1 pseudogene is annotated in these 232 nt (G+C 60.8%); it reads left to right on the forward strand.

From position 1 onward, the window contains the following. Positions 1-232 (forward strand): annotated as a pseudogene (locus SB847_RS22365) (D-glycero-beta-D-manno-heptose-7-phosphate kinase); the annotation flags it as partial.

Here is a 232-nt window from a genome sequence, read left to right on the forward strand (position 1 = left end):
GAGGCGGTGCATATCGCTAATGTGGCGGCGGGCATCGCTGTGTCGCATTCCGGCACCTATGTGGTCACGGCGGACGAAGTTCGCGATCAACTGAATCCGTCACGCCAGCGTGCTCCGAAGCTGGTGGATGAGGACACACTCGGGAAGCTGCTGCTGACGCATCGGCAGCGAGGGGAAGTCATCGTGTTCACCAACGGCCGTTTCGACACGCTGAACCCTGGCCATATTCGCT

The organism is Bacillus sp. SIMBA_026, assembly GCF_046535335.1.
Taxonomy (GTDB): domain Bacteria; phylum Bacillota; class Bacilli; order Bacillales; family Bacillaceae; genus Bacillus; species Bacillus velezensis.